Source organism: Candidatus Omnitrophota bacterium, from assembly GCA_040755155.1.
Lineage (GTDB): Bacteria > Hinthialibacterota > Hinthialibacteria > Hinthialibacterales > Hinthialibacteraceae > JBFMBP01.
In genome coordinates this window covers 41,800-63,597 of the sequence record JBFMBP010000074.1, presented here as the reverse complement: position 1 = coordinate 63,597, position 21,798 = coordinate 41,800, and the positions used below count along the sequence as shown (strand labels likewise).

Annotated in this window: 13 protein-coding genes; 8 read left to right on the top strand and 5 right to left on the bottom strand. The window is 51.0% G+C overall.

Annotated elements, in window-relative coordinates; all coding sequences use genetic code 11:
- The first annotated feature begins 396 nt into the window (after positions 1 to 396).
- Positions 397 to 708, top strand: a complete 312-nt coding sequence (rplU, locus tag AB1656_09750) for a 50S ribosomal protein L21 (GenBank protein MEW6235658.1) — start codon at positions 397 to 399, stop codon at positions 706 to 708.
- Between the two features lie 391 nt (positions 709 to 1,099).
- On the opposite strand, the gene AB1656_09745 is transcribed toward rplU, so the two are convergent.
- Together AB1656_09745 and trxA are read right to left on the bottom strand one after the other, a co-directional pair.
- Positions 1,100 to 2,833, bottom strand: coding sequence for an ABC transporter permease (locus AB1656_09745; protein ID MEW6235657.1), 1,734 nt, complete (start codon positions 2,831 to 2,833; stop codon positions 1,100 to 1,102).
- A 161-nt stretch (positions 2,834 to 2,994) separates the two neighbouring features.
- Positions 2,995 to 3,318, bottom strand: coding sequence for a thioredoxin (gene trxA, locus AB1656_09740; GenBank protein ID MEW6235656.1), 324 nt, complete (start codon positions 3,316 to 3,318; stop codon positions 2,995 to 2,997).
- Positions 3,319 to 3,879: 561 nt separating this feature from the next.
- On the opposite strand from trxA, the gene rfbB reads away from it, so the two are divergent.
- The 5 genes from rfbB to AB1656_09715 all read left to right on the top strand — a co-directional run bounded on the left by rfbB (position 3,880) and on the right by AB1656_09715 (position 8,982).
- Positions 3,880 to 4,911, top strand: a complete 1,032-nt coding sequence (gene rfbB, locus AB1656_09735) for a dTDP-glucose 4,6-dehydratase (protein ID MEW6235655.1) — start codon at positions 3,880 to 3,882, stop codon at positions 4,909 to 4,911.
- Positions 4,908 to 5,642, top strand: a complete 735-nt coding sequence (locus AB1656_09730; GenBank protein ID MEW6235654.1) for a sugar phosphate nucleotidyltransferase — start codon at positions 4,908 to 4,910, stop codon at positions 5,640 to 5,642. The genes rfbB and AB1656_09730 overlap by 4 nt, the downstream gene beginning before the upstream one ends.
- A gap of 4 nt (positions 5,643 to 5,646) precedes the next feature.
- Positions 5,647 to 6,909 carry a pitrilysin family protein gene (locus tag AB1656_09725; GenBank protein MEW6235653.1) on the top strand — a complete coding sequence of 421 codons (1,263 nt, stop codon included), beginning with the start codon at positions 5,647 to 5,649 and terminating at the stop codon, positions 6,907 to 6,909.
- 129 nt (positions 6,910 to 7,038) lie between these two features.
- On the top strand, positions 7,039 to 7,875 hold the full coding sequence (locus tag AB1656_09720; protein MEW6235652.1) for a hypothetical protein: 837 nt from the start codon (positions 7,039 to 7,041) through the stop codon (positions 7,873 to 7,875).
- A 30-nt stretch (positions 7,876 to 7,905) separates the two neighbouring features.
- Positions 7,906 to 8,982: a Nif3-like dinuclear metal center hexameric protein gene (locus AB1656_09715; protein ID MEW6235651.1), complete on the top strand. Its 1,077-nt coding sequence runs from the start codon at positions 7,906 to 7,908 to the stop codon at positions 8,980 to 8,982.
- 21 nt (positions 8,983 to 9,003) lie between these two features.
- On the opposite strand, the gene AB1656_09710 is transcribed toward AB1656_09715, so the two are convergent.
- The 3 genes from AB1656_09710 to AB1656_09700 all read right to left on the bottom strand — a co-directional run bounded on the left by AB1656_09710 (position 9,004) and on the right by AB1656_09700 (position 18,289).
- The gene (locus AB1656_09710; GenBank protein ID MEW6235650.1) at positions 9,004 to 10,125 is read right to left on the bottom strand and encodes a SpoIIE family protein phosphatase; all 1,122 of its coding nucleotides are present in this window, start codon (positions 10,123 to 10,125) and stop codon (positions 9,004 to 9,006) included.
- Between the two features lie 452 nt (positions 10,126 to 10,577).
- Positions 10,578 to 14,375: a DUF3857 domain-containing protein gene (locus AB1656_09705; GenBank protein ID MEW6235649.1), complete on the bottom strand. Its 3,798-nt coding sequence runs from the start codon at positions 14,373 to 14,375 to the stop codon at positions 10,578 to 10,580.
- Positions 14,375 to 18,289, bottom strand: a complete 3,915-nt coding sequence (locus AB1656_09700; GenBank protein ID MEW6235648.1) for a DUF3857 domain-containing protein — start codon at positions 18,287 to 18,289, stop codon at positions 14,375 to 14,377. Before AB1656_09700 ends, AB1656_09705 begins: the two co-directional genes overlap by 1 nt.
- A gap of 228 nt (positions 18,290 to 18,517) precedes the next feature.
- On the opposite strand from AB1656_09700, the gene AB1656_09695 reads away from it, so the two are divergent.
- Together AB1656_09695 and AB1656_09690 are read left to right on the top strand one after the other, a co-directional pair.
- Positions 18,518 to 20,695 (top strand): hypothetical protein, encoded by a 2,178-nt coding sequence (locus AB1656_09695; protein MEW6235647.1) that lies wholly within the window; start codon positions 18,518 to 18,520, stop codon positions 20,693 to 20,695.
- 18 nt (positions 20,696 to 20,713) lie between these two features.
- Entirely contained in the window at positions 20,714 to 21,787 is a 1,074-nt protein-coding gene (locus AB1656_09690) for an HD domain-containing phosphohydrolase (GenBank protein MEW6235646.1), read from the top strand.
- Positions 21,788 to 21,798: the final 11 nt, after the last annotated feature.

Sequence of the window (21,798 nt, the reverse complement as noted above, 5' to 3'; positions counted from 1 at the left end):
ATGAGATCGCCTCCGAAAGGGATATCTAGTCATATAACTAGATAATAGGATACAAGAAAAGGAGTGAAAAATCAAGCGAAAATTTCACTCCCTGTTATTTCTATCTAGTAAACAGCCAAACTCCAGTCCCTCTCCCTCTGGGAGAGGGCTAGGGTGAGGGAATTATAAGTCTATTAATATCAGCCCTCACCTAACCTCTCCCAATCTTGAGAGAGGGATTTTAAAAGCGGCGAATTCAAAGGCGACTTGCGTATAATTGCGTTATTCCTCGCGTTGGCAACTCGAATCGATTGGAAGGGTGGATTTTGGTTTGTAAGGATTGCCTTTTTTGAGGTTTATGACTAAAATCTCATTTCTTGTTTGGATATTAAGGAATTACCGAATCGGAGGATAATCATGTACGCAATCATTTCAGCGGGTGGAAAACAATACCAGGTTGCTCCTGGAGACGTTATCGATGTGGAAAAAATCGCCGCCGATGAAGGCGAGATGGTTACCCTCAATCAAGTGTTGATGATCAGCGACGAAAACGCCTTAAGAATTGGCCAGCCCTATTTGGAAAACGCGGAAGTCAAAGCCAAAGTGCTGCGGCATGATCGCAGCAGAAAGGTTATCATCTTCAAATTCAAAAAACGCAAACAATACCGCCGCACTAAAGGCCATCGCCAGGATTTTACCCGGATCCGCATCGATTCGATTACGGCGTAAACGTTTTTTTTACGTTTTATAAAGAGAGGTTCTTGCAAAATTAATGAAATCCGTCTTAAAATTCTCCCCCCAAGATTGGGGGGAGTTAGAGGGGGGTTGATTTTAATGGACTTACGTCAACCCCCTCCTAACCTCCCCCAAGCTTGGGGGAGGAATTAAGGGAATTTTGCAAGAGGCTCAAGAAAGAAACCAGCGGGAGAGTTTATCTCCCGCTTTATTTATTTAACTCATGTTACGCGCGAACGCAGTTTTCTTACGAATTTGTTGCTTTTCCAATCTCTCTCCCAAGATGGGGAGAGGTTAGGTGAGGGTTGATATGGTTAGACTTAGAATCCCTCACCCTAACCCTCTCCCAAAGGGCGAGGGAATGGAAATGCGCAGTATGAATTGTTTAACGGCTATTTTTCAAATAATGCAGACTCAATCGATAAAAAATCCCGCCGCCCGCCATAAAAACGAAGAAGTAAATCAATATGATTTCCCAATGCGTTTCCCATAGGCTGCTTATGCTAAGAATAAGATGCAAAGGACTCAGAGCATAGAGAAAAAAGCCGATGCCATGATAGCCGTTTTGAATCGCTATCGGCGCCAAGAGATACGGAGCAGCGCAATAGCCGATGAAAAGAATCCAACTCCAAAGAAGAACTCGGTTGACCCGCTCGAAACGGAGCGATAGATAGGACGTCATGGCGATTAGGAACAACGTTTGCGTCCCGATAATGACTGTGAACGCGGCGAGCAAGAAAAACGTCGGGCCGTGGATGTCGCTGCCTTGAGCCGAGAGAATCTTGGTTAGAATCGCCGCCAGGATGAACGGCGGATAAAACATAGCCGCCGTGCGCAATCCGGCTTGATGCAACGCTCCTAGCATTTTGCCGTTCAACAGCGTCCGCGAACGGCTTATCGTTGTCAACAGTAAATCCCAGGTTCCGATCTCTTTCTCCCCCGCAAATAAGGTTCCCGCATAGATCGGAGCAAACTGCGCCGAAAACAATAAAACGGCGGCAGCAACCCATCGCCCCTGCTCGATAGGCGTCAGGATGAATAGGATGTGGGAAGCCAGAGCGATCAGATACCAGGAGGGAATCGTAAACGGCGTATGCGCGGCGCTGTAGCCGAGCCGTTCCCGCAGGTAAAAAGGATTGCCTCCCTCTCGAAGAAGCCATCGAGAGCGCAAGGTAACTTTTTTTTCTTCCTCCACGACTTGGCCGTATTGAAACGAGGGATGGATCTCAAGGGTCCAGATAGAGGGGGTTTTCGGCTCCAACGTTTGCAGCCGTTTGCGGGCTTGAGACAGCAGCCATACAGGGATGCTCGTTAGAACGATGAATCCAACGCCGCCGAATAGAATAAGCAGGATTTTCGACATCATCGGGATATATTTTCCCAACGGCAGGATAAAACCCAATACCCGCATCGCCGCCAAGCAAAAACCATATAGAATCCCGGAAGCGAAAACCAGCGCAAAACCCAAGGATGCGAAAAAAAGAAATAAAGTCGCCTGCGTAGTGAAAATGGCCCGGAATATCGTTGTGGAAGCCAGGGCGTGATAAGCGGCGAAGCAGGCGAGAACGAAGCTGAGATAGATCAAGAAAATGGCGCTCGCCAGCACTTCCCAAGGCGCCACGCCTCCTCGCGCCAGACAAACTCCGATTAATGGATACGTGGCTGCGATTAAAAGGAGCATGATCCCCAGCGTGGATAGCAATTTCCCCAGGATGATGCGGCCTGGGCCAAGCGGCGTCGCGAGCAGCAGGGGAAGAGTGTCACGGTCTCTCTCCACGATCAAGGAATGAGCCATCATGGCGGGCAGCATCAATAGAGCGGCGAGCGTCTCTCCCGCGACCAGCGCCGAGAACAGTCTTCTACCTGCGGGATAATTGTTGTAATTGGGAGTCTGCCAAAATAAGGCTACGGCTAAGGTTCCCGCGCCGAGAATAAACGCCAGCATGACGAAAAAACGGCCGCTGCGCAATTGCTTGACGAATTCCTGGAGAATAATGGGATTCGAGGCGAGATCGTTCAAAACGCCGGCAATGGAACGAATCCAACGGACGGGGAGAAAAGCCGTCGATCGATCTTTTCCTTCGGAAAAATCCGTTATAGATTTATTCGCCGATTTCATAAATATCGCGGCGCGGAAAAAACGAACGATCCATTATCGTAGCGATTAAACTGCGCCGCCCCCCGGTTTATGAATGATGTTCGAATAACTCTCTTAAACGATAGACAAAAAAGCCATTGGAAGGTTCGTCCAACGGCTTATTGTTCGATTATCATATAATTTTAAGAAGAGATTGTCGCTTCCAGCGCTTCGGAGAGCGTTGCTTTCGGCGTAAAGCCGATCCACTTGTTGACAACCTCGCCCCCCTTGATAATCATGAGAGTAGGCACGCTCATGATCCCATATTGGGAGGCCAGTTCTTGATTGTTGTCTACATCCACTTTGAACACTTTGGCGCGCCCCGAAAAATCTTTTGCGAGTTCGTCTACGATGGGAGCGATTTTTTGGCACGGCCCGCACCATGTCGCGCTGAAATCCAAAAGGACGGGCGCCGTGGATTGCAGTACTTCCGAATTAAAATTACTTCCCGAGATCTCTTGAGCCATTGATCTCTCCTTGCTCGATAAGGAATAGAAGAAACAAAAAAAACCGCCTCTTCCTCCTGGAATCTTATAACTCGATCTATCCGCTTGCAAGGTTAACCGTCAATGCGGCGGGAGGAAATCTTCAAGCATCAATGTCCAATGATTATGCCGGTTTCTAAAGCGAAAGCATTATAGGGAAGCGAATAGACGTCTATCGGGAAAATCCATAACCAACTCCCTCCCCAAAAAAAATTGAAAAAAATGAAAAAATACTCTAGACAATTGAAACATTGCCGATATATAATAATATCAGAGTAGAGAACGGCACATTCTCGAAACAAAAGTATTTGGTGAAGAAAGCCGCCCGATGGCGGCTTTCTTCGTTTTAAACCAGCTCCTCCAATCGCTTTCCCCGATCTCTCAATTATGCTACTATAAAGAGGTTATCCGATTATGGCGAAGCCCGGCGGCAAAAAGCGCGGGCTGCTTTTACGAAAAGACGATTTTACATCATCCTGGCGTTCGGCGGCGGTTTCCGTGCGCCAATAAGCGATTTCGATCGAATCAAGGATGGCCTATCCTATGACAAGCTTATTAGTAACGGGTGGAGCGGGGTTTATCGGTTCCAACTTTATACAATATATGCTTTCCGCCTATGAGGATGTTCATATTATCAATCTCGACAAACTGACCTACGCCGGGAATCTGGAGAATCTTCGCGCCATCGAACGCGATCCCCGCTACTGCTTCTTTCAAGGCGACATCGCCGACAAACAGTTAGTCATGGACCTCCTCAGCCGCAAGGAAGTGAACGCCATTGTCAATTTTGCGGCGGAAACGCATGTCGACCGTTCCATCAGCCGCCCAGACGATTTTCTTAAAACCGACGTGATTGGAACCTTCAACCTCCTGGAAGCGGCGCGCCAATGCAAAGTTGAGCGTTTCGTACAGATCAGCACCGACGAAGTTTACGGTCCCGTCTTCGCCGAACCGATGAAAGAAGACAGCCCCATGCGTCCCTCTTCGCCCTATTCGGCGAGCAAAGGCGGCGGCGAGCTCCTCTGCCGCGCCTATTGCGTAACTTACGGCCTGAGCGCCATCGTCACCCGCGCCGCCAATAATTACGGCCCCTATCAGTATCCCGAAAAATTGATTCCTCTCTTCATCACCAACGCCATGGAAAACGAACCGCTTCCCGTATACGGAAAGGGCGATCAAATGCGGGAATGGCTTTACGTGGAAGATCATTGCCGGGCCATCGACCTGGTTCTGAAAAATGGCGTTGCCGGCGAAATCTACAATGTCGGCGGATATGCGGAAGAACGGAATATCGCCGTGGCGGAAAAAATCCTGGAATTGATGAAAAAGCCGAAAGACTTGCTCTCGTTCGTGGAAGACCGGCCGGGCCACGATTTCCGCTACGCCATCGACAGCGGCAAGATCAAAGCCCTGGGCTGGGAACCCGCCGTATCCCTTGAGGAAGGTCTCGCTAAAACCGTCTCCTGGTATAAGAAAAACAAAGAATGGTGGAAGAAAATTAAAGGGCCGGAATTCAAGGCTTATTACAAAAAACAATACGGCGGCCGTTTGAAGCCGCCGGGAGGCGGACAATGAAAGGCGTAATTACGGCGGGAGGTCTTGGAACCCGGCTGTTGCCGATGACGCGTGTGACCAATAAACACTTGCTGCCCGTCTACGACCGGCCGATGATCTTCTATCCCATCCAAACCCTACTTCAGGCGGGGATCGAAGATATCATGATCATCACCGGCGGCAACCATGCAGGCGATTTCCTGCCCTTGCTGGGCAATGGGAAAGAATTCGGCTTGAAGCGCCTTCATTACACCTACCAGGATCGCGAAGGCGGCATTGCTGAAGCGCTGGCGTTAACCCGCGATTTCGTCGGCGGCGACCGCGCCGTCGTCATGCTGGGCGACAATATCATCGAAAAAAATATCGTTCCCTTTGTGAAGGAATTCGAAAAACAGGAGCGCGGGGCCAAAATCCTGCTGAAAGAAGTGGAGCATCCCGAACAATACGGCGTTCCCAAAATCGAGAACGGACGCATTGTGGAAATTCAGGAAAAACCGAAATATCCCCCCTCGCGATACGCCGTTACCGGGATATACATGTATGACGCCCAGGTCTTCGAAATCGTCGATTCGCTGGAGCCGTCGGCTCGGGGCGAGTTGGAAATTACGGACGTGAACAACGCCTACCTGCGTCAGGGAACCCTTACCTTCGATTATTTGGAAGGATGGTGGGCCGATTGCGGAGAGACGCGCCAATCGCTGCACGAAGCGGGATGCCTTATCGCCCGAACCGGCGCCAATAATTTGGACTAATCATATGACTACGACTCTTAACGGAAATCCTCTTCTTCCCTATACCGAAATCCGCCTGCCCAGCGGCTTTACACTCGTCCACAAGGAACTGCGCATGGCGCCTATTATCGCCATTGACATGTGGATAGGAACCGGCGCCGTTCACGATCCCGAACCGCATCTGGGACTTTCCCATTTCTACGAGCACATGTTTTTCAAGGGAACGGAACGTTTCGGCGTTGGCGTCATGGATCGGATCATCACTTCCCTCGGCGGTTACAACAACGCCGCCACCTCGTTGGATTATACCCATTACTATGTCGTGCTCCCCAGTTTCGGTTGGAAGACTGCGCTGGAAGTGATGATCGATTCTTTGCGCCATCCCCTCTTCGATCCGGAAGAGATCGAACGGGAGCGCTCCGTGGTTCTGGAAGAGATCAAGCGCAGCGAGGACAATCCCTGGTCGAAGATTTACGACGAATTCACCAGTTTGGCTTTTTCCCGCTGCCCGTACCGGCGCAACGTGCTGGGAACGCAGGACTCGCTGCAAACGATTACGCGCGATTCCTTCAACGATTATTTGCGCAATCGCTATCATCCCAAAAACGTTACGATATCCATCGTGGGCGATATTGGATTGCAAGAGACGCAGGACGAGCTGAACCGTCTGCTTGGCGATTTCGTCCAAGAAGCGCCGTCCGAAGCGAATCGCGCTTGGGACGTCATTAACGCTCCTTCCGAAATCGTCATTGAAAGAGACGTAAACCAATCCTATCTTCTTATCGGCTACCCTACGCCAAAGTTATTAGGAACTTCTCGCGAATACGCTCTGGATATCCTTTCTATGATATTGGGCGAAGGGCGCTCATCCCGTTTGCACCGGAGGCTGAACGATGAATTGGGCATCGTTTCTTCGATCGGCTGCGACGCCTGGAACCTGACTCACGCTGGACTGTTTATGATTGAGGCCGTGACGGAACCTTCCAAGATTCCGCAAGTGGAAGCGGAGATCGAAAGCGAATTGAAAAAAGCGCGGGAAAAGATTACGGAAGAGGAATTGGAAAAAAGCAAGAGCATGTCGCGCGCCGATTTTGCTTTCTCCAACGAAAAAATGATCTCGATCGCCCATACTTACGGTTATGGCCGCATCACGGAAGGGATCGATTACGCCGTGCATTACCAGGAAGAAATTGAAAAAGTTACTCTCCAGGATTTAGCGGAGGTTTACGATCGCTACCTTTCGCCGCAGAGGCGATGCCGGGGTTTGTTGCTTCCGAAACATCCATAAGGCGGCAAGGGAAAAATTAGTCGAAAATAAGCGTAATACTATTCGAGCCAGGCGCTGGACGCAAATTTACTCTTTGGTGATTTCGCCGATAATGGATGATTATCCCCATCCGATTGGGGGGGCATAATTATGCTGATCGTCTTCATCGAATGGCTATTGGCGTGGTTTGGGGCGAACGTTAGCGGGGATGGCGTTTCGACGCTGAATGGAAGCAGCCTATCGATCTGGCTTTCCTCGATCGAAATTGTCGTATTTTCCTCAATGATGGGGTATTTATCCTTTTCGTTAGATCGGGCCGAATCGAAAATCTCGCGAAAGCCGACGGACGATTGGATCCCGGCGGCTTTTACTCTTCTTTATTTGTTAGTATTGATCGCCATTCACTTCGCCGCATGGGTTCCCGTCGTTTTAGTCGCCTTGCTGGCTTCGCCGATCATTTTGCTTCCACCTCTCTTTCATCGGGTGACGGCGAGGCCGCCATCGACTCCGCCGCCGTTTTTATCGATCGAAGAGAGATGCCGATTGCATGACAATCTCGCGATTCCCAGCTTGCCGAAAGAGTTCATCGAACGGTATCCGAATGCGTCGGCCTACGTCTACAAAAAAAAACTGCCTCACACCGCGGGCGGCCTTTTTCTCCACAACCGCAACCGCTTGCCCGTGGCGGCCCCCACCGATCTCGAAATCACCTTGGATTGTCCATTCACGACTAAAACGGGAGAATTGGCTTTTGGCCGGGAAGTGTTCCGAGCCTATCTTGCGAGGCACAAGAAAGAAGGAAGCATTGTCTCGTTTCTTCCCCAGGAAAACTGGGGGGATTGGCTTACAGGCTTGGAAGCGCGGGTTTGGATGGAGCGAATCGAAAGTTTGGACTTCATGCCGCCGAATCATCCCTGTCTCGGCGGCCTGCCCTACCAGTTTATCGGCGGAATCGGCGAATGGCAGGCGATTTCGCTGCGGCAATGAATGGCGACAATTCATAAAAGGTAAATAATCATGAAACTACACGAACTTGTCCGCCTTATCGAAAACGCCGTTCCGTTGGAATGGGCATTGCCGGACGATCCTGTAGGATTGCAAATCGGCGACCCGGACCGCGAAGTTCACCGCGTTCTTGCCGCTTTGGAAGCGTCTACCGAAATTATTCGGCAAGCGGTTCGTCAAAAGGCGGATTTGCTGCTGGTTCATCATCCGCTTATTTATTCGCCTCTGCGCAAGTTGTTAGAAAATCATCCTATTCAGCGCCTGGCCCGCGAACTGGTGCGCCAAGACATGGCGTTTTACGCCGCTCATACCAACATGGATTTGCATCCGGAGGGAATGGCGAAAGTATGGGCGGAAAAATTGGGCTGCGAGCAGGCGCATCCCTTGGCGTCCAAACCGCAAAGCGGACGGCTAAAACTGATAACCTTCGTCCCGCCGGATTTTACGGATCGCGTACGCCAAGCCTTGGCCGAAGCGGGAGCAGGAGTTATTGGCGAATACGATCTATGCTCCTTTTCCTTGCGGGGAACCGGAACTTTCAGGGGATCGGATCGCTCCAATCCTTTTATTGGCCGCGCTGGCGCGTTGGAAAAAGCGGAAGAAGACCGGCTGGAAATGATCCTGCCTAATGAAAAAAAACACGCCGTCGTCAACGCCTTGTTCGCTGCGCATCCCTACGAAGAACCCGCTTACGATCTTTACCCGCTGGAAGATTTCCGCGATATCGGCCAGGCCGTATGGGTAGCGGAGTTTCGCAAAAAACTAACATGGAACGCTTTTATGGAGAGGGTGAAAAAAAGCCTGCCGCATCCACCGGAATTCGGCGGCGTCCGTCCCGATGCCAAACGAAAAGTCGGACGCATCGCTCTATCTACCGGCAGCGGTTCCAGCGTTTTACCTATCGTAAAGAAATTGGATGTCGACGCCTATCTCACTGGCGAGATGGGGTATCACTATTTATGGGAGGCGAATGAGGAGAGGCTCAATACGGTTACGGTAGGACACGGCGTCAGCGAATCGTTATTCCCCGAAACGATCATTCCTTTATTGCAACGCTTTACGGATAAAATAACCTGGATCGCATCCTGAATGGAGAGGTTGGAGCGGAGTTCACGTCCGGCATATAACCATGAGAGTAAAATCGTCCAAGCGGGTTTTGCCTTTGCGGAAAATTTCCGTATCGTGATAAATGGTTTGGACGAGAACTTCGGGCGATGTGTCGCAATTGCGCAAAAACGTCTCTTTCAACCGTTCGACGCCGTAAAATTCTTTTTCCAGATTGAAGACATCGGTCACTCCATCCGTAAATAAAAGAATTTTGTCGCCCGGCTTCAGCGTCTCATTTTTTTGTTCGTAGCGCTCCGAATTGAATGTGCGAAGAGGGAAGCCAGGCTCGATTTCCAACATTTTCACTCGATGTTCATGGGCGGAGTAAAACATCATGGGATAGTGGCCGGCGGAAGCATAAGTCAATTCCATGGTTCGCAGGTCTAAAATGGAGTAGAACATCGTGACGAAATGTTCTGACGAAAGATGTCGATTCAATTTTTCATTGAAAATTTTCAATGCTTCCTGAGGACTGTTTGCATCCGAAGAAAATTCCTTGACGGCCATTTGAGTCAACGCCATAACCACCGCCGCGGAGACGCCATGCCCGGCGATATCCGCGATTACGATGCCCCATCGATTCTCGTCAAGGGATACAACGTCGTAATAATCGCCTCCCGCTTGCGTAGAAGGCTGATAACGGGCGGCCAAGCGAAGATTCGGATGGGAGGGGAAAGTGCGCGGCAGGAACGACCGCTGAATTTGCCCAACGATGTTAATCTCTCGTTCGATAATCCTTTGCGCCCGTTCCAATCGTACATTCGTCTCGCGCAGATTGTCTTGCAGATCGCAAACGCGCAGTAAATTGCGGACGCGTGCGAGAAGTTCTTTGGGAGAAGGCGGCTTAATGAGAAAATCGTCCGCTCCGTTATCTAGGCCAGCGAGTTTGTTATCGAAATCGCTCAAAGTGAACAGAAGAATAATGGGGATGAATTTTCCTCTTTCCACACTATATTTCTTTATTTCTTTACAGAGGTCGTCTTCAATTTTTTCGGTCATCGAATAATCCATAAGAACAAGATCCGGTTCTATATTTCGCATAACCTCTTGGATTGCTTTTGGGGATTCTTCGATGAATAATTCATATCCGCCTTTCTCTAGCACCTGCCATAATTGCTTGTTCATCATTTGCAGGTAAGAGCTATGAGAACTATCTAAAATAAGAATTCGGCGGGATTTCTCTTCCATTATCGATGCTCGTTGGCAATTTAACTTTGCCAATATTTTTCGCGTCCTAAATACGCAATGGGAAGAAAATTCTGTTTCAAAACTTCTATTTCGAAACAATAAGTAATAAATAATTATTTATATTAAACAATCGCTTCTTTAGTTAAGGAAGCCATACTCTGTTAATTGCATCCAGATAGCTAGATAATCTCATTAACGATTTTCAAAAAGATATATTGCCTCTACCGATGACAAAATTCATTGATTCCTTCCTTGAATCAGAGGGATGCCCAGAGAATGCCATCAACATAAGCACAATAATATCAGTGAGTTAATCTCTATGACTCCTATCTGAGCGAAACGGAACAAATAGATTTTATTCCCAAGCGGGATTTTCTAATTACTCACCATTATTTATTAGTCGGCGTCATCAGGATGCGAATATCTCTATCCTCCGCTTGATCGATAGACCGGCAAAACTCGACGAATCCTTGATATATCGACGGTTCGATTTTCTGCGGGGGAATTAAAAACGAACGCCTCACTACGATTTCCGAACCCTCCCATTCGTAGAATAATGAATAATATCCATATTCCGTCAACAGCAATACATTTTCCGGCAGTTGGAATTGGGCGCCTTGCTCCAGAAAAGCGGAAACGTCGAATCGCAAGATCAAGGGATCGCGGACAGGGCTGGTAGTGAAAACGATCGGCGTTTCCCTCGTCGGTTCGCTTACAAGGCCGGAAGCGTTCGCCCGCGACAAAACCGGCGAAATTTTCAAAGCATTACCGTCGGCGGATTTTATTCCATCCGGCATGACGCCGGAAAAAACGAGCCGAGGCGCCAACGATAGATCGTCCAAATCCTCGATGGAATATTGGCCGATTTGAATACCCGGCAAATCGCGGGTAATCTGGGAATCGGCGAGCCGCTTTTTGATTTCGGGATTGGTCAGCGCTTCGCGTATCTGACGGTCGTAAATTACGTCGTAAGCAAATTCGCCTTGAACGGCGGCGCTGCGGTCGGCATTGATTTTCAAACGCGCCTCCCGCCGGATCAATCCGCTTTCCCATAATTTCGATTCCAACGGTTCGAAATAAGGAATATTCGCATCATAAACTAGGATTACGAATTTTTGCACTTTGGGATCGATATCGTTCAACGGAGCGAATCGGCTGGAGAAATCAGAGGCCAATTGCCGATCGATTCCATCCTGCCGTGGGATGACGAGCATGGTTTGACCGGGGAAATTGAGAAACGGCAAAGGCCGGAAACCATCATGTTCGTCGTTTTCCAGCGCTAGAACCAGTTGCGAGTGGATATTCTCTTTCCGCAGCAGATGCATCGCCAGTTTCATTTTCTGATAGCGGCCCCCCGCCTTTAACGCCACGGTATCCGCCGTGGTTTGTCCGCCGCCCGATTCTTCGATGTTCAGACGTATCCAGTCATAAACCTTCTCGGCGTACTCCCTCGGCGTCTTCGCTTCTGTCTTCAATTCCTTCACCAGGCGATCTACTTCGGGAGACGCCTCTTCGAAGCCTTCCAGCGAACTGCGCAGCCGCTCTACGAAAGCCAGCCAGTCGGGACAAGTCGTCCATTGGAGCGCTGGAACCCGCTCGGAGAGAGTCGGCCCGAAGCGTTCCGGCTTAAGGCCGTCCTGCAGCCGGTTTTCCCATTGATAAATCGTTCGGCCTTCTTCCTTAATAATGTTGGCATGGAAATCATCCGGGTTGCTATCGAGGTTCAGCGGGACGCCATCGGGCTGGATAAGAGTTAGTTTCGAAAGCAGCATAGGATCGTCGTCCGAGCCGAAGAAATAGCCTCCGGCGGAGTAATTGGCGCCGGGTTCGCGGCGTCCGGTTCGTTCCAGATAAGCGTATTCCACAATTGCGCCCTTATCGACGCCGTACATGGAAAGGGATTGTTGGCCGCTTAAATCCTGCACGTTGGATACCGCCCATTCCGTTCCGTCTGGGGCGATGGTGCGTCCCATGATAATTTCAATGTGCTGCCCTTTGGGGATGACGACTTCCGCCCACTTTTGCATCCCTTCCTGGTTGAGAATTTTGATGGCCTGATGGATGTATTGGTCGTAGGTTCCGTCCTCGTGCAATTGCATGACCATAATGTCCAGTAGGTAAATGACCGAAGCGCGCGACGATTCCCACTTATCGGCTTCGTCGATATCGACATCATCCAATGGAACGTCGTATTTCATATAATCGAAATCGCCCTTGTCCTTCACGTCGCGGAAGAAGCGGAAGGGTTTCATGTTATTAGGTTCTTGTTGGCGCCATTGGCGATAAATCTCTTCGGCTGTGTCTTTGCCTTGCGTCAAATAGGCCAAGGCGGCTTGGTTATCCATAATTCGAGTATTATGAGGGAAGCGTTGGCGCAGCTGGGCGTACAACTTTACGGCTTCGTCCAACTTTCCCTGGCTTTCCAGAAAATCGCCGTAGAATAGCCCGTAATTCGCTTCGTAAGGATGGATTTCCATCAGACGCTGGAACAATCCTCCAAGGTCGATTTTGCCCGCCAGTTTTTCTGGGAATTTTACGGCGCGTTCCAGGATAGGCGAATAGGCGGGGAAAACCTGCAAGGCTCGGACAATAATATCTACCACCCGTTCGAGGCTGTTGTTGCTTCCATAATAATGGAAGAGATGGCGGAAGACTTCGTAGGAGGGAAGGAAGCCTTGCAGCGAACGTTCGTAATAGCGGGCGGAATCGGGGATAAAATTTTTCTTGGCGTACAATCCGCCGTAAGAATAATCGAGCATGGCCGTATACCCTTCGCCGAAGAATTCCGGATGCTCGTTCTTAACTTTGTCGATCAGGTCTAACGCCTGATCGGTTTGATCCCGGTCCATGAAGTAAGTCAGCAAACCGACTAATGCGTCTTTGCTACCGGGATACAGTTCCAAGGCTCGGCGCAAGGAAGCCTCCGCTTCCTGATGAAAGCGCGGTTTGGAGCCGGGGCGGGAGTTGGCGTGTCGCAAGCCCGCCTCGCCCAGCATTTCATGCAGAACGCAAAAGTCCGGCGAGATTTCCATGGCTTTACGTAAATTTTCATTTACGGCATCGAACTCCATGCGGTCCAGATGCCACGCCGCCAACAGCAAGCGCTCAGCCGCTTCTTTCGCGCTATGATCGGCATCTAGCGCAAAAGGCAATGAGGGAGAAGCAATTCCTTGAAATTCTACGGAATCAGATTTCTTGATTTCGAAGGGAATTAAGGATAGTTCCGCAAAATCTTTCACGTCGAAAGGAATGCTATGGATGGAAAGAGGCGTTCTGCCATTGGCCTGGATTTTTGCCCGCAGCCACCACGGGCCGGATTGGCGGCTTTTTATCGCCAACAGATTTTTCCCTTTTTTCAATGTAATGGGAAAAGAGACGGCTCTGGACGTATCGAGACGCGCTGAGGATTTTTCGAGTATCGGTTCACCGTTCCACCAAACACGGAAATCCGAAGGCGAGTGCACGGTCATAACCGCATCCTGGGCGGCGCCGGATTCGATGGCGTTTAAGGCGTAGGCGACGCCCTCGGAAGGATAGATCAATGAATCGATATCCAATAAACCGGTTATATCGGCAGGCTTGATAGGATGGATGGCAACCTCGCCCCGCCAGCCGGAGTATTTTTCCTTCCAGCCGGTTTCGGGACCGAAAGGCTTCTTGAAATCCGCCATGCCATAACGCCCGAAGGGACCGACGATGTTCCAATCGTCCACTAGAACGCCCGCTTGCCGCGCCGCCTCACCCGAACGAAGATCAGCCAGCATGTCCAACGATTCAGCCAGTTCATAAGCCAGCCATTGACGTTGGGGATCGGGCGGGGATTGGCTCAAGGCTTGATCGAGCGCCTTCACGCGCTCAGCGGGAGTCCAGCCCTGCAAAGTGGAAAAACCTCCAAACGACAGATAGGCGTCGAGGTACGGGCTTTTAGGATAAGTAACAATCAAATGAGAGAGAATGGCGGCCATACCGGGAGCTTCTCCCTGCGCCCAAGCGCAGAAGAGGAGGCCGCGTAACGCTTCTTCGCCCGAAGCGGAATCCACGGCGGATGCAAAAACCTTTTGAGCCGCTTCGAATCGATTGGCGAACAGATCGCTCCAAGCGTCTTCCATCGGCCCCGCCCACAACGCTGGAGCGGTCATAAGCCATCCGATCATGACAAGCAGAATGGAATATTTTTTTATCGTCATTAGTTCGTCTCCACGAATATTTTTTCGTCTTGATATTGATCGACCAGGCGGCAAAATTCCCGGAAATTATTGTATTTCTCCTTCGGGACGCGGATGGGGCGGAAGACCAATTCTTCTTCCAGATTCACTACGCCGTCCTTCAATTCCGTTTTGCGCGTATAGCGCCCGAATTCCGTCTCCATATTTTGATCCTTGGGCAAATCCGCCTTGGAGAAATTGGGGGGAAGCGCAATGCGCAGGATGTTAGTCCGCGTCCAGGGATATTGCAGCACCAGGTCGTATTCTCTTTCCGAGAGTTGGGCGTAGCGCTGCGAGAGGGATTCGTCGAAGATCGTGGAGGGAACCGCAAGCCGGTTTCCCTGCTTGACGCCCAATTGGGGAATTTCCAAATCGTAAGAGAGGCTTTCGTCTTTATCGTAATCCTGCAAATCGGATAGTTGGATATTCGAGGATTGCGAACCGGGATAGGTTCCGATCAACGAGCGGTCGATGACTTCCTTGGCTTTGGCGGGATTTTCGTAGGTACTGCGAATGACGGGATTGTAAAGCCCCCGGAATTGCGCCCCCCGGCGGCCCTTCGCGTCGCCGTCGGCGTCTAGCGTAATTTCCGTGGTATAGACGCCGCCGTTTTCGTCTTCCTTGGAATAGGGAATGCGTTTGAACTCTGAATCTCCGCTAGGCTTAACGATCAACGTGTTGGCGCCCGCGTCGCCCCAAGGAATTTCCGCCGCTCCGAAGAAGGTGGCCGTGCCGTCGATCCAGGTTTCCTTGCCGTTGATGTTGGGCAGATAATAGATAGCGTGGTTGAACATGCCCAGCATGGGAAGGTCGTAATCGAACTCGCCCAGATGCGTCGTGCGCACGATGACGAAATTGGCTTCGATTCCCAACTCGCCGAGCATGGCCACGGCTAACGCTGCTTTGTCCTTGCAGTCGCCGTACTGGGCGTTGCAGATTTCATCCACTTTGTGCGGTTTGTATCCGTGGATGCCGAACTCCAGACCCAGGTAGCGCACGCCAGTATTCACCCAAGCGTTGACGGCTTTCACTTTGTCCCAATCGGAAAGCGGCTCTTCCAGTTTGAAGCCGTGTTTCTGGCGGTATTCGTCCAGAATCCGCTTCACCCGATCTTTGACAACTGGGCCAGTTATGAATTGATCGCGGGATAAATCCCAGTACCATTTCGTCATGTCCTGCCAGGTTTTGAAGGTGGAAATTTTAATATAGGGCAGGATTTCCGTGGCGGCGGGCATATAAGGCTCGCGAGGAATCGTCGGCAATTGGCTATAGGTCCAATGGTAGACCCGTTCGGTTTCGCTTTCGATAATCTCTGGAGCGTGCGCCAACTCTTCCGGCTTCTTGGCGACAGAGGCGGGATAGTTGGGCGGTATATATTTCCAATAAAAATCACGGGATTTGGGCGTAATAAGCGCGAATTCGGAATGGACGGTCGGTTCGAGATATCCGTCCCCTACATAATAAATATATCCGAAATAATCCGCGTAGATATTTTCGACGGCTTTTTTCTTTTCGTATTCCCATTCCAGGACGGAGCCTTTTTCCAAGGCGGGGAAGCGGAAAATCGCCACGTTGTAATCTCCATAAAGACGTTGAGCCGCATCGGCGGCGGAGGCGGCGCTGCGGCGCTGCGGGGCGGGCGCGTCCAAGAAGGTTCCATCCGGCTTCCATACCCGCGCCTTGACGACGCGGATTTCTTCGCCGCCGCCTTCATAAGAGACGCCTCGCGTTTGCAACATCTTGACGCCGGAGTCCGTCAAGATTTTCACCGCCTCGCGAATCGTCTCGCTGGCGTTGCCGTTGGGATGAACTTTGACAATCTCTTGATGCAGCAGCGTCACGAAATTGGCCCGCGACAGATCAAGCGCGGCGGGAATCTCGATGTCCTGCCAATTTTTCAAATAGGGTGTAGAGTAGGTTTCTTCTTCCGGCTTGAGAAATTTTTGATATTCGATGCGCCAGGGATCGGAGGGACGGCTCTTGGCCGCCTCACCCAAAGAAGCCAATGCTTCCTTGTCTTTTCCCAGGAGATGATAAGATTCGGCGGCGATGCGATGCAGCTCGTATTCCTGCGGCGAGATTTGCATTGCCTCTTTGACCGTCTTCAGCGCTTGCTCGTATTCGCCCCGCGCCTGATCACTGCGGGCCAGATCGAGCCAACCAGCGATGGAAAATGGATTCAGCCATCGTTCCTGTTCAAAGTATTTTTTCAAATCCGCCTCGTTCCGATCCCGTATGGCTCGGTCGCGCAGGTTCTTCAACGCGGTAGACGAGGAGGCGTCTTCTTCCAGAATCTCTTTGGCGAGCGCTATGGTATCCGCTTCCGTCAAATAGAAGCCTCCAATATCTAAAAGCAGATTCTTCGCTTCGAGGTCTGCGGCTTCGGCGATGGAACGGACAATGTCGACAGCCGCTTCTCTCAATCCTTTGCCATTCAATATCCGCGCTTTATCCAGAAGCGCGGCGGAAGGAAGGTCATGATTTTCATCCCATTGGCGGATGAGATCGAGTCCTTTCGTCGCATAGGGCGACTGGCGGTAATAACGAAGCAGCCGCAGGAAAGAAGCGCGGTCATCGGTATCGTATTCCAGGGCTTTCGCATAGGCGAGGCGCTGGCGATTGTCCTGCTTCTCCGCGTCGCCGAGGAGGCGCATGAGAAAAGGATTGCCGTTGAAAAGCGTATTCAGCTGCGTCAGGATGGCGCTAACGCTGGGATCGTTTTCGTCGGCGATATCCCAGTGTTGAATCAACAAAACGTAAAATACTCCCATCAAGGGATTCGAATCTTTGGCTTCGCTCAAGGCTCTCATTTGCTGCAGGGAGATTGGCTCTTGATTGAAGACGGCCGGTGATTCCTGGTTGGGGCGCGGCGTATGCGCTTTGAGATCGGGCTTCGTATCGGCGTACGCGGGATCGGCAATCTCCACCATTTCCGGTTTATCAGGGAGAACGCGGACGAAAACGCCGAATTTTCCTTTCTCTCCCGAAGAGACTTTCAGCAACAGGGTGTTGCTTCCCGCATCCAGATCATCCTCGATGTTGACCTGATCGGGGCGAACGCCGTGATAGCGATTGATGTCGGCGATCAATTTCCCATTCAACCAAACCTTCAACGCTCCCGCATGACCGAAGGCCAGTTTGCAGCGCTGCGCTTCCTGGGACAGGATCGAGGCGGCGAGATAGACGCTCGACTCTTGCGAAGGCGAAACCAGCGCGTGCAGATTAATGTAGCCGTCGTATGGTTCCAAGGGCAACGGACGCCACGCCGTCTCGCGGTAGCGACCCGGATACGTCGCTTCGAGCCGCAGGTCCTCCTCCGGACCGAAAACGCGGGCGTGTCCGCCCTTTTCGGCGTTGTCGAAGGGTCCGCAATACCAAAAGCGCGCGAGAAAACCTAATTGGGAGAAAGATGTTTTCGCTTCTTCCCACCGTCCGAGACGTTTCAATGCGGAGGTGCGTCCGTATTGCAGGCATTCGCGCCAGTGGGACGAAAGTTCGCTGGATTGCAGAATCTCGTCCGTGCATTGCAGGAATTTTTCATAGTCTGCTTTGCCAGAAAGCCGTTTCATCGCTTCGAAGAGATAAAGAACAGCCTCCGGCGTGGAGGTCTCATATCGCATCGCATTCAACAGGCTGTCCAGCGCGTCTTTTTCACTAGCGCGGCTGTCGAGCAGCATTCCCGCGCCCGCTTGCGCTAAGGCGTCTTTGGGATCGTCGGCGATGATTTGTTCGAATGATTTGAGTGCGCCGTCGATATCCCCTCGCCGGATCAGCAATCGCCAGACTTCGTCGCTCTGCGGCGAGGCGCTAAGAGAGGCGGGGAAAAGGAATATCGCAAACAAGGAGACGGCAAGACAAACGGTTTTAGAAATTAGGCGAAAAATACGTTCTTTCATGTTAACTCCCGCTTCCAAGTTCTATGGGATTGGATGTTTCCATTTGGATAGAATATACAGGTAGTAAAAACGTATAAAGAATACAACGGTTACGGACGAATTGCGAGTGAATAACTTCATCATGAAAAAAAACGGGTAAAGCCATTCTCGTAGCCGGGAAATCGGAAGCGGAATATAATGAAATGCCTTAGACTCTTTTTACGAATCCAAAGGGAGGCTTTTAATTTTATGTATTTATCGATTCCTTCGTCTCGAAGAATGGCGTTTTTGTCATTGCTCATTTTTTGGGGCTCCGTCAGCGCCCAGGAATTGGAAAAGACCTGTTTTCAAACCGCCGACCGTTGGTCTCCCTTGTTGGATTTGCGTTCGGACGTCGCCATAGTTTACGGAGTCAATTCCTCTTTCCCTGATCGGATTCGCAGCTGGCGCGAACGGGGTTACGGCATCCACCTTATGACCGGCGTCGCTTGGGGCGGTTATCAGGATTACCTCAACGGGAAATTCGATGGAAAGAATCATCTGGATGAGGGACAAGTACAGCGAAATGGCGAGATGATTATGCACGGCCCCGGCGTTCCCTATATGGTTCCCACGAAAAGTTATATCGAATATCTGCAAAGCCTCGTCAAAACCGCCATCGACGAAGGCGTAACCGCCATTCACTTGGAAGAGCCGGAATTTTGGAACCGGGGCGGCTACAGCGAAGGCTTCAAGCGCGAATGGCAAGAGTATTACGGCGAACCGTGGCAGGCGCAGCACGAATCCCCCGAAGCTACCTACCGCTCCGCCAAATTGAAATACCATCTCTATTTCCGTGCGCTCAAGGATATTTTTCTCTACGCCAAGGATTACAGCGGAAAAAAAGGAACCCGCGTGCGCTGCTATGTTCCCACGCATACGCTTATCAATTATTCCGCTTGGAACATCGTCAGTCCGGAATCGAGCCTTTCCGATCTGCCGGGCATGGACGGCTATATCGGACAGGTGTGGACGGGTACGGCGCGCAGCCCGATCATTTATCGCGGCGTCCAAAAGGAGCGTACGTTCGAAAACGCTTTTCTGGAATACGCCTCTATGGTTGCCATGACCGCGCCGACGGGGCGCCGCGTCTATTTCCTCACCGATCCCATCGAAGACAATCCCAATCATACTTGGGAGGATTACCGGCGGAATTACGAAGCCACTTTTACGGCGCAGTTATTGCAGCCCTCCATCGCCGATTACGAAGTCATGCCCTGGCCCAGCCGCATCTTCAACGGACGCTATTCCGTGGAAGGTTCGGGAGAGAAAAAAGGCATTCCCGCCGATTATGCTTCGGAGATTTTAGTATTGATTAACGCGCTCAACGAAATGGAGCCGTCCAGCGATCCCTTGCCGGGAACGCAGGGCGTTGGCGTTTTGCTTTCCGATACCATGATGTTCCAACGCTTTCCTACGCACGAAAATTACCAAGACCCTGCGTTATCCAACTTCTACGGCATGGCGCTGCCGCTGTTGAAACTCGGCGTTCCTGTTCGTTTAGTACAAATGGAAAACCTTTTGCAACCGGACGTTTTGAAGGGAATCCGCGTACTGGCGATGAGCTACGCCAATATGAAACCGCTCAAGCCGGAATATCACGAAGTCCTGGTTCAGTGGGTGAAGCAAGGCGGCGCATTGATCTATTTAGGCCGCGACGACGATCCCTTCCAAAAAATCCGCGAATGGTGGAACCAGGACGGGCGGAAATTTAAAGCCCCTTCCGAGCATCTATTGGGCTTATTGAACTTTAAGCCGGAAAATAACGATAAAGGCCCTCAACCTTGCGGCGATGGCATCGCCGCCGTCGTCCGCCGCGATCCTAAAGAATTAGTAATGAACCAAGAGGCGTTCGATCTGCTTCCCGCCTTGGTTTCCGATTGTCTGAAAAAATCGGCGGCGAAAAATAAAGACGCGAATTCCTGGCAGCCGAAAAATTATTTCCACTTGCAACGCGGCGCTTACGACATCGCCGCCGCCATGAACGAAAGCGTTTCCGATCAACCTTACGTCATTAAAGGGCCGGTCGTAGATTTATTCGATTCCCAGTTGCCGTTGCTGAAAGAAAAAGCCGTCGCTCCCGATCAAAGGGTTTTTCTCCTCAACCTCGCCCGCGTCAAGAAGCCCGCTCCTTGCATCCTGGCCGCCTCATCCCGCGCTTATGAGGAAAAAAGGGAAAAGGGATATTATTCCTTTACGATGAAAGGCCCCGCTTCCACGAACGGAATCGCCCGGCTTCTGCTCCCCGTCGAACACAAGAGCCTATCGGCGAAAGGGCCGGACGGCCAGGCGATCGATCTACAGCCGCAATGGGACGCCGGAACGCGGACGTTGCTGATTCGTTATCCCAATCAACCGGACGGGGTGGACATCGAAATAGAATATTAAAACAAGGGCGGTGATAGGATGAACAAAACGGATATCGTTTCCTGTCTGAATCGAAGCAGCCTTTTTTCCAGTTTCAAGCGCGAAACCATAGAACTCGCCGCAGGGCGGTTTCGTGAAAAATCTTTTCGCAAAGACGAAATCGTCTTCTATGAAGGCGACAAAGGGGGCGCATTTTATATCGTTGCGGCTGGGGAATTCAGCATATTCAAGGAGACGGGTCGGGGCTTGCGCGAATTAAAGCGGATCGGTCCCGGCGAAGTTTTCGGCGAGATGGCCATGATTACGCTAGAACGCCGGTCAGCGACGGTGAGAGCCGTAAAAAATTCCCTATGTCTTATGATGGACGAAGGGGATTTTTCCGAATGGATGAAAAAGGACGAATCTTTTTCCCGCAATATTTACAAGATCCTATCGTATCGTTTGAATGATTCCAACGAACGCTACACGAAGGAAATATTCAACGCCCATCAGGCGATTATCTTTTCCTTGGCCAGCTTGGCGGAATCGCGCGATCCTACGACGGGATCGCATCTCTACCGCGTTCGCGAACATTGCGCCTTGCTCGCCCGTCTATTATGCGGCCAGCCTAACTACCTGGACGTCACGCCCATATTCGTAGAAAGCATTTACATCGTTTCGCCGCTGCACGATATCGGCAAGGTAGCCATTCCCGATGGAATCCTCTTGAAAACCGGCGGCCTTACTCCCAACGAATTCGAAATCATGAAATCCCATACTACTGTGGGCGCCAAATCGATGATGATGGTATTGGAATACTGCGACAACGAAACCTTTCGCATGGCTCACAATATCGTTCACTACCACCATGAACGCTTCAACGGCGCAGGCTATCCTTGCGGCTTGAAGGGCGACGAAATTCCTATCGAGGCGCGCATTATCACCCTGGCGGACGTTTACGACGCTCTTCGTTCCAAGCGCCCCTACAAGCCTTCTCTAAGCCATCGGGAAGCCGCCGAGGAAATCAACAACATGGCGGGATCGTTTTTCGATCCCGCCATTACGGAAATCATGCTGGCGCATATCGAGGCGTTTGAAGAGATCGATCGGAAATACCGCTCGAATGACGAATAAACACCGATTTT

Coding starts and splice junctions, on each gene's coding strand:
- rfbB (MEW6235655.1), top strand. CDS start 3,880: ATGACAAGCTTATTAGTAACGGGTGGAGCGGGGTTTATCGGTTCCAAC.
- trxA (MEW6235656.1), bottom strand. CDS start 3,318: ATGGCTCAAGAGATCTCGGGAAGTAATTTTAATTCGGAAGTACTGCAA.
- AB1656_09730 (MEW6235654.1), top strand. CDS start 4,908: ATGAAAGGCGTAATTACGGCGGGAGGTCTTGGAACCCGGCTGTTGCCG.
- AB1656_09690 (MEW6235646.1), top strand. CDS start 20,714: ATGAACAAAACGGATATCGTTTCCTGTCTGAATCGAAGCAGCCTTTTT.
- AB1656_09725 (MEW6235653.1), top strand. CDS start 5,647: ATGACTACGACTCTTAACGGAAATCCTCTTCTTCCCTATACCGAAATC.
- AB1656_09700 (MEW6235648.1), bottom strand. CDS start 18,289: ATGAAAGAACGTATTTTTCGCCTAATTTCTAAAACCGTTTGTCTTGCC.
- AB1656_09745 (MEW6235657.1), bottom strand. CDS start 2,833: ATGAAATCGGCGAATAAATCTATAACGGATTTTTCCGAAGGAAAAGAT.
- AB1656_09710 (MEW6235650.1), bottom strand. CDS start 10,125: ATGAACAAGCAATTATGGCAGGTGCTAGAGAAAGGCGGATATGAATTA.
- AB1656_09720 (MEW6235652.1), top strand. CDS start 7,039: ATGCTGATCGTCTTCATCGAATGGCTATTGGCGTGGTTTGGGGCGAAC.
- rplU (MEW6235658.1), top strand. CDS start 397: ATGTACGCAATCATTTCAGCGGGTGGAAAACAATACCAGGTTGCTCCT.
- AB1656_09705 (MEW6235649.1), bottom strand. CDS start 14,375: ATGACGATAAAAAAATATTCCATTCTGCTTGTCATGATCGGATGGCTT.
- AB1656_09715 (MEW6235651.1), top strand. CDS start 7,906: ATGAAACTACACGAACTTGTCCGCCTTATCGAAAACGCCGTTCCGTTG.
- AB1656_09695 (MEW6235647.1), top strand. CDS start 18,518: ATGTATTTATCGATTCCTTCGTCTCGAAGAATGGCGTTTTTGTCATTG.